At 47.5% G+C, this 7,319-nt stretch carries 4 protein-coding genes; all 4 read left to right on the top strand.

Features of this window, described 5'->3' with window-relative positions; genetic code table 11:
* The first annotated feature begins 44 nt into the window (after positions 1 to 44).
* The 4 genes from HMPREF1647_RS06390 to HMPREF1647_RS06405 are packed head-to-tail and all read left to right on the top strand — an operon-like array spanning position 45 to position 7,238.
* On the top strand, positions 45 to 1,193 hold the full coding sequence (locus HMPREF1647_RS06390; RefSeq protein ID WP_035433179.1) for a glucose-1-phosphate adenylyltransferase: 1,149 nt from the start codon (positions 45 to 47) through the stop codon (positions 1,191 to 1,193).
* Positions 1,193 to 2,296 carry a glucose-1-phosphate adenylyltransferase subunit GlgD gene (gene glgD / locus HMPREF1647_RS06395; RefSeq protein ID WP_035433181.1) on the top strand — a complete coding sequence of 368 codons (1,104 nt, stop codon included), beginning with the start codon at positions 1,193 to 1,195 and terminating at the stop codon, positions 2,294 to 2,296. Before HMPREF1647_RS06390 ends, glgD begins: the two co-directional genes overlap by 1 nt.
* Positions 2,297 to 2,298: 2 nt before the next feature.
* Entirely contained in the window at positions 2,299 to 3,798 is a 1,500-nt protein-coding gene (glgA, locus tag HMPREF1647_RS06400) for a glycogen synthase GlgA (protein WP_035433184.1), read from the top strand.
* A 2-nt stretch (positions 3,799 to 3,800) separates the two neighbouring features.
* The gene (locus tag HMPREF1647_RS06405; protein WP_035433186.1) at positions 3,801 to 7,238 is read left to right on the top strand and encodes a 4-alpha-glucanotransferase; all 3,438 of its coding nucleotides are present in this window, start codon (positions 3,801 to 3,803) and stop codon (positions 7,236 to 7,238) included.
* The last annotated feature ends 81 nt before the right edge of the window (positions 7,239 to 7,319 follow it).

The raw sequence follows: 7,319 nt of genomic DNA on the forward strand, positions 1-7,319 counted from the left end.
CGTTGAGAATAAAGACCTCTGTTGGGGAGAGAGGAGATTTGGATATGAGCAAAAGGGAATGTCTTGCAATGCTACTTGCAGGAGGACAGGGAAGCCGCTTAGGTGCTCTGACCTCAAAAGTAGCTAAACCTGCTGTCTCGTTTGGTGGCAAGTTCCGCATTATTGACTTTGCATTATCCAACTGCGCAAATTCAGGAATTTCTACGGTAGGTGTTTTGACACAGTATCGTCCTTATTTGCTTCACTCTTACGTGGGATCAGGTAGTGCTTGGGACCTTGATGAGCGCGGTGGTGGAATTTCTATTCTTCCTCCCTTCGCAACACAGTCTGGTGGTGCATGGTATGCGGGAACCGCAGATGCCGTCACCCAGAATATTGGTTACATTGAGCAGAATAACCCTGATTACGTACTAATTCTCTCGGGCGATCAGCTTTACCGTATGGACTACGGCGAGATGCTCGCCTGCCATAAGAAGAACAACGCAGACCTCACCATTGCTGTTATGCCTGTTCCCTGGGAAGAGACCTCTCGCTTCGGCATCATGTCCATTGATGATGAGGATAGGATCACCAAGTTTTCCGAGAAACCCAAAGAGCCAGAGTCCAACCTGGCGTCCATGGGAATCTATATCTTTAGCACAGATTTGCTTCTTGAGACTTTGCGTGAGGACGCAAAGAATCCTGAATCTTCTCATGACTTTGGCGGTGATATTATTCCGACGTTGCTTGATGATGGTAAACGTCTTTTTGCCTATCGCTTTGAGGGTTTCTGGCGCGATGTAGGTACCATTGCAAGTTATCACGAGACTAGCATGGATCTACTTGGATCTGAGCCTAAGTTTGATATCTTCTCGGATAAGTTCCCTATTTTGTCTAATGCTTCCACCCGTCCACCAGCGTACATTGGCGCTTTTGGCGAGGTAGACGACTGTCTGGTAAGCAACGGATGCCAGGTCTTTGGTTATTCTCGCCATTCAATTTTGTCTACCGATGCCGTTATTGGTGAGGGGGCTCGCGTTATTGACTCCGTACTTCTTCCTGGCGCAGAAGTTAAACCTGGTGCGGTGGTTATTCGCGCAATTCTTGGCGAGAACGCTGTGGTCGAGAAGAACGTCCATATTGGCAGCTCTGACCTTAATAAAGAGATTGCTGTTGTTGGAAATGATGTAGTGGTTGAAAGAGGTGAGCACTAATGAATAGAGTAATTGGCCTTATTACCTGCAATTATGCTTCGACTAATATGGAAATCGCCAATGATGTACGCCCAATTGCATCCATGCCTTTCTTGGGAAGATATCGCTTGGTAGATTTTCCTCTTTCAAATATGGTTAATTCGGACATTAGTACCGTTGGCGTAATCATGCCCTTTAACTATCGCTCACTTATCGATCATCTTGGCTCTGGCAAAGACTGGAACTTGGACCGTAAGAGCGGTGGTTTATTTATTCTGCCTGGATCTGCTTTTGGTACCTCCCACGCAGGCGCTCGTTTCCTGCTCAGAGATCTGATTTCCAACAAGCCATATCTTGAGAGAACTGATGCAGAGTATGTTCTGTTGTCTACTTCAAATTTTGTTTTCAACTCTGATCTTACCGAGCTGCTTGACCAGCACCTTGAGTCCGATGCAGACATCACTATGATGACCTACACCACTCGTTATAACGATAGAGACGTTGTTGGTGTTGAGCTTGAAGGTGACCGCGTAGTCAAGACACATAATGGTGTCCAGCGCGGAGATGAAGCTTCCCTTGACTGCTTTATTATCAAGCGTGACCTGCTTATTGATATGCTTGATTGGTATAGAGCTACTGATTATCTTGACCTCTTTGAGGCGCTTCATGCTGACTACAACCGTGTTAAGGTCCGTACCTTCCACTTTGAGGGCCATGTAGCATCTATCTTCTCAAAGAACTCTTATTATCAGGCTAACATGGAGCTTTTGAACCCCATGCCAGCAAATGAGCTCTTTACCCCAGAGCGTTCCATTAAGACAAAGGCTCACGATACCGCTCCTGCAAAATTTGAGATTGGCTCTAAAGTTAGCAACTCAACCATTTCTGCAGGTTGTCGTATCCGTGGATCTGTTACCGGTTCCATCCTTGGTCGTAACGTCATCATTGAGCGTGGCGCAGTAGTACGCGATTCTATTGTGATGGAAGGTTGCATTGTTAAGGAAGGTTCTGTAGTCGAGCACGCTATTGTAGACCGTTCTAATATTATTCCTGCAGGTACTGAGCTTCGTGGTACCAGCGAAGAAATTCTTCTTCAGCGTAAAAACAATAAGAGGGTGGCGTAATAATGTCCCAAGTCTCCAAGCGTCGCAAACTTCGCGTTGTCTATGCAAGTTCAGAGGTGGCGCCTTTTTCCAAGTCGGGCGGCCTTGGAGATGTCTCGGGTTCATTGCCACAAGCACTTAAAAAAGTAGGAGCTAGAGTGGCGGTTATTTCGCCACTCTACAGCTCCATTAAGCCCGAGTGGAAACAAAAGATGAAGAAGGTCTACGAGCTTCAGGTGCCTCTTTCGTGGCGCTTTGAGTATTGTGGGCTGTGGCATCTGGTTCATGAAGGCGTTGATTTTTACTTTGTAGATAACGAGTCTTACTTTGCTCGTGATGGCCTCTATGGCTACTTTGATGATGGAGAGCGCTATGCGTTCTTCTCCAAGGCTCTGTGTGAGCTGATTGCACACGTCCCAGAGCTCTCCTGCGACGTTCTGCACTGCAATGACTGGCAAACGGCACTGGCACCCGTATTTCTGCGTGAGCAGTATCAGGGCGTCCCTGAGGTCCAAAACGTTAAGACGGTCTTCTCCATTCATAACGTCAAGTTCCAGGGCCAGTTTACTGACAAGATGCTCAGCGACGTACTTGGTCTTGCTGATATTCCTGCTGCAGCTGATCAACTGAGGTGTGACGCAAGCTCCATCAACTTTATGAAGGGTGCGCTTTGCTACTCCGATTATCTGCTCACTGTTAGCCCAACGTATGCCCAAGAGCTTCAGACAGAGCACTTCGGAGAGGGAATGGATGATATCTTCCGTCGCCGTCAAAGTGTACTGCGCGGCATCCTGAATGGTATTGATATTGGTGCGTGGTCACCTGCAAGTGATTCTTATATTCCACAGAACTTCTCGGCACGTCATATGGAAGGCAAGGCTGAGTGTAAGCGTCAGCTGCAAGAGGAGCTGGGCCTTGAGGTAAATCCAGATGTACCTCTTGCGGTAATGGTTACGCGCCTGACTAACCAGAAAGGCTTGGGCCTGATTCGCTATGCGATGGACCGTCTTATTTGTGCAGGTATTGAGGTTGCTGTTCTAGGAACTGGTGACGCTGAACAAGAAGATGCTATGCGCTTCTTTGATGGGCACTATGGTAACCGCATGGCAGCACGTATTGAGTTTGATATTGCGCTTTCTCACCGCATGTATGCAGGTGCGGATATGTTCTTGATGCCATCAGAGTTTGAGCCTTGCGGTCTTTCTCAGATGATTTCTATGCGTTATGGCACGCTTCCTATTGTTCGCGAGACGGGCGGCCTGGCAGATTCTGTAAAACCGTACAACCAGTTTACGGGAGAAGGAACCGGCTTTAGTTTTGCCAATCAAAACGCAGATGAAATGGCAGATATTATTCTGTACGCCGCCGATGTTTATAGAAACGATAAACAAGCGTGGACAAATCTTGTAAAACAGGCGATGGCAGAGGACTTTAGTTGGCATAACGCTGCAAATGAATATCTTGACGTGTATCATTTACTACACCCTGAAATTATCAGGTATGTACGTCGTCGAGATTGGTAAGAATGCAGGCTTTTCACAACACCTCAAACATTGTTTGTAGAGATCCAAAAGGCGCGGTAGAACTAGGTACTTCAGCAACAATCAGAATATTTGCTTGGGACGATGATGTTCAATCAGTAACGCTTCGTCTCTGGCAAGAGTATGGCCCTGAATTGTCTCCAGAGGCCCAAGCTCTGTCTGGCGAGAAATGCGTTGTGATGCAAAAGAGTGATTTTGCTGGCGCGCTTCCGACTGATGTACCTGACTATGCGCAGTGCTTTGAGGCAATTGTTAAACCAGCTGCTACGGGCCTTATTTGGTATCGTTTTGAGCTTCAGGCTTCTGACGGAGCAGTTTGGTCATATGGTGCTCAAGAAAGTAGATGCATCGGTGTTGGTAGCTTTGCCTATGGCGAGCCACCATCATTTCAGATTACTTGCTATAAGTCTCGTGGCAGCTTTGCAGGTGTAGAAGACCCTAGCTGGTACAAGGGTGGAGTTGTCTACCAGATTTTCCCTGACAGGTTTGCACGAGATGCAAACTGGCACGAACGTACCAAGCAGGCGCTTGCTGTTCCAAGAAATGGGGTTTCTCGCCAGCTGGTTGAAGACTGGGAGAAGACCCCTGAGTATCAGCACGACGCCAACGGCCGCGTGACTGAGTGGGATTTCTACGGCGGTTCTTTGGCTGGTATTGAAGAGAAGCTTTCCTACTTGGAAAACCTTGGAATAACTGCGCTTTATTTGAATCCTATCTATGCTGCTTCTAGTAATCATCGCTATGATATTGCGGATTATTTGGAAGTTGATCCCGTGTTGGGCACCGTAGAGGATTTTGAACGCCTCTGCGTTAAAGCTGCTGAGCATGGTATTTCTATTATTTTGGATGGCGTATTTAATCACTGTGGCGCTGATTCAAAATACTTTAATAAATTCTCGAACTACTCTGAACCAGGAGCAGTTCAGCAGGCTGGTTCTGCCTATGATAAGTGGTTTACGTTCCATGAAGATGGAACGTATGAAAGCTGGTGGGGTGTAGACGCGCTTCCAACTATTGTCTCCGATAATCCCGATTATCAGGAGTTTATTTGTGGCGAGAATGGCGTTATTAGAACGTGGCTGCGTCGTGGAGCTCGTGGTTGGCGCTTAGACGTTGCAGATGAGATTTCTGATTCGTTTATACAGAAGATTCGTGCGGCTGCACTTGCAGAGCGTAGCGACGCAGTTATTATCGGAGAGGTCTGGGAGGACGCAAGCAATAAGCGTGCATACGGAAAACTCAGGCATTATCTGGAAGGTTCTGAGCTCGACGGACCTATGAATTATCCTCTGCGCAAGTCTATACTTTCATTTTTGATGAATGAAGTTGGTGCCGAGGTAACTGTTTCAGCTCTCGAGGAGCTGTGGGAAAACTATCCTCACGAGGCATTTTATGCGTGCCTGAATGTATTTGGAACGCACGATAAAGAGCGACTGATTAACGTAGTTGCTGGAGCTCCTGCTCCTGATGCTCTTTCTGCTCAAGAGCAGGTAACGTACAGACTTTCTGCTGATCAACGCGGCCTTTCTAAGGCTCGTATGTGGCAGACAGCTGTGCTTCAGATGACACTTCCTGGTGTTCCATCAATCTACTATGGCGATGAGATGGGCGTTGAGGGATTCGTTGACCCAACTAATCGCGCAACTATGCCTTGGCCAGGAAGCAGCCCTCGCGCAGACCTGGATTACTTGCATATGTATCGCAATGCTATTGCGCTCAGAAAAACGCTTCCTCTGCTGGTGGACGGCTCGTTTGAACCGTTTGTTCCCGAGAGCGGCTCAGATGATGTTTTAGCTTTCTGGCGTAGGCCTGTTCAAAAAGATGTCCAGCAAGAGGAACAGAGCAACGCTGTACCTGGCATTTGTGTGTTGGTGAATAAGAGCCGCTCAGATGCTAAGACGGTATATGTTTCTGTACCTCAAAACATGCAGGTTATTGACGTTATTAGTGGACAAGCGGTGCCTGTCAAAGATGGCAAGGCAGAGGTCTTTTTGTGGCAGCTTGGATGCACGGTCTTAAACGTTCAGCCAGCTCACAGACTACAAAAGCCTCTTGAGCCAGGTATGGGAGTGCTTGCTCACATTACTTCTCTGCCTTCCGACGAGGACTCCGCAATTACGCCAGGCCAGAAGCTTGGTGTAATTGGTCGCGAGACTTCCGAGTTCATCGATTTTCTCGCCAAATCGAGCCAGAAGTATTGGCAGATTTTACCTGTCAGCCCAACCGATGAATACGGCTCTCCTTACGCGGGAATTTCCGCTTTTGCAGGAAACATTAATCTGCTTGACCAAACTGTAATGGAGAGAGTCATCTCTGAGTGCGATGATCCTCAGAGCAGGCGAGCCGCTGAATACCAGGAATTCTGCGCGAGAAACTCATATTGGCTTGATTCGTATGCAACATTTTGTGCTATTAAAGACCTGTTGGGTGAGGGAGTATGGCAGGAGTGGCCTAAGCAATATCGCAGCTGGTCGCAAGAGCTTCTTGAGCGTTCTGAGCTTGCTCAGGCAATCGAACTTCACCGAAAGCAGCAATTTGCTTTTGACGTTATTTGGAGTCAGACATTAGCGGAGGCTCGTGCTAAAGGCATTCAGATTATTGGCGATATGCCTATGTTTGTTTCAGAGGATTCCGCTGATGTTTGGGCACATCCAGAGCTTTTTGCTCTAGATGATGCAGGTCATACAGAGCTTCAGGCCGGCGCTCCTGCTGACGCGTTTTCTCAAGATGGTCAGCTGTGGGGTAATCCAACGTATAACTGGCAGGCTCATAAAGACGAGGGATACCGTTGGTGGATTGAACGTTTCCGCAGGTCTTTCTATCTGTATGACTATACCAGGCTGGACCATTTTATTGGCTTTACGTCTTACTATGCTATTGAGCAAGGAAAGACTGCTGCTGAGGGATCATTCAAGTTTGGTCCTGGCAATGAGCTGTTTGATGTTGCTTATAAGCAGCTTGGCCCACTTCCTTTTATTGCAGAGGATTTAGGAGCGGTTACTCCTGCGGTCAGGGCACTGCTTTCTCAGACGGGATTTCCAGGCATGAGCGTCATTCAATTTGCTGATGGAGATTGTAGATATTCCTTTACACCAGCTCAGGAGTCTATTGTGTACAGCGGTACCCATGATACGCAAACGCTTATGGGTTTTGTAGAAGCTCGTTTTACAGGTGGCCAGGCAACTGATGAATCACACCAGATTTTTGACCACCTTATGGAGCAGGTAGTCAGCTCATCCAATGCAGTAGTTATTCTGCCGCTTCAGGATGTTTTGGGCCTTTCTGACGATGCTCGTATGAACATTCCTGGCAAGGCTGAAGGTAATTGGTCTTGGCAGGTCAAAAAGGACATGCTCACGCCAGAGGTTGTTCAAAAGCTGCAGAGGTTTGTTGAGCTGCACCAGAGTAAGCTCGACGCTTAGCGTACCTTTTTGTTACAACAAAAAAGTCCTTCTCGATAAACTGCCTCCCATTTCTTAGACACGAGAAATAGGAGGCAGTTC

The sequence above is a fragment of the Lancefieldella parvula DNF00906 genome (assembly GCF_000758945.1).
GTDB lineage: Bacteria > Actinomycetota > Coriobacteriia > Coriobacteriales > Atopobiaceae > Lancefieldella > Lancefieldella parvula_C.

Bases quoted from the DNA above. Each gene is read 5' to 3' on its own strand.
- glgD (WP_035433181.1), top strand. From the start codon at position 1,193: ATGAATAGAGTAATTGGCCTTATTACCTGCAATTATGCTTCGACTAAT.
- HMPREF1647_RS06390 (WP_035433179.1), top strand. From the start codon at position 45: ATGAGCAAAAGGGAATGTCTTGCAATGCTACTTGCAGGAGGACAGGGA.
- HMPREF1647_RS06405 (WP_035433186.1), top strand. From the start codon at position 3,801: ATGCAGGCTTTTCACAACACCTCAAACATTGTTTGTAGAGATCCAAAA.
- glgA (WP_035433184.1), top strand. From the start codon at position 2,299: ATGTCCCAAGTCTCCAAGCGTCGCAAACTTCGCGTTGTCTATGCAAGT.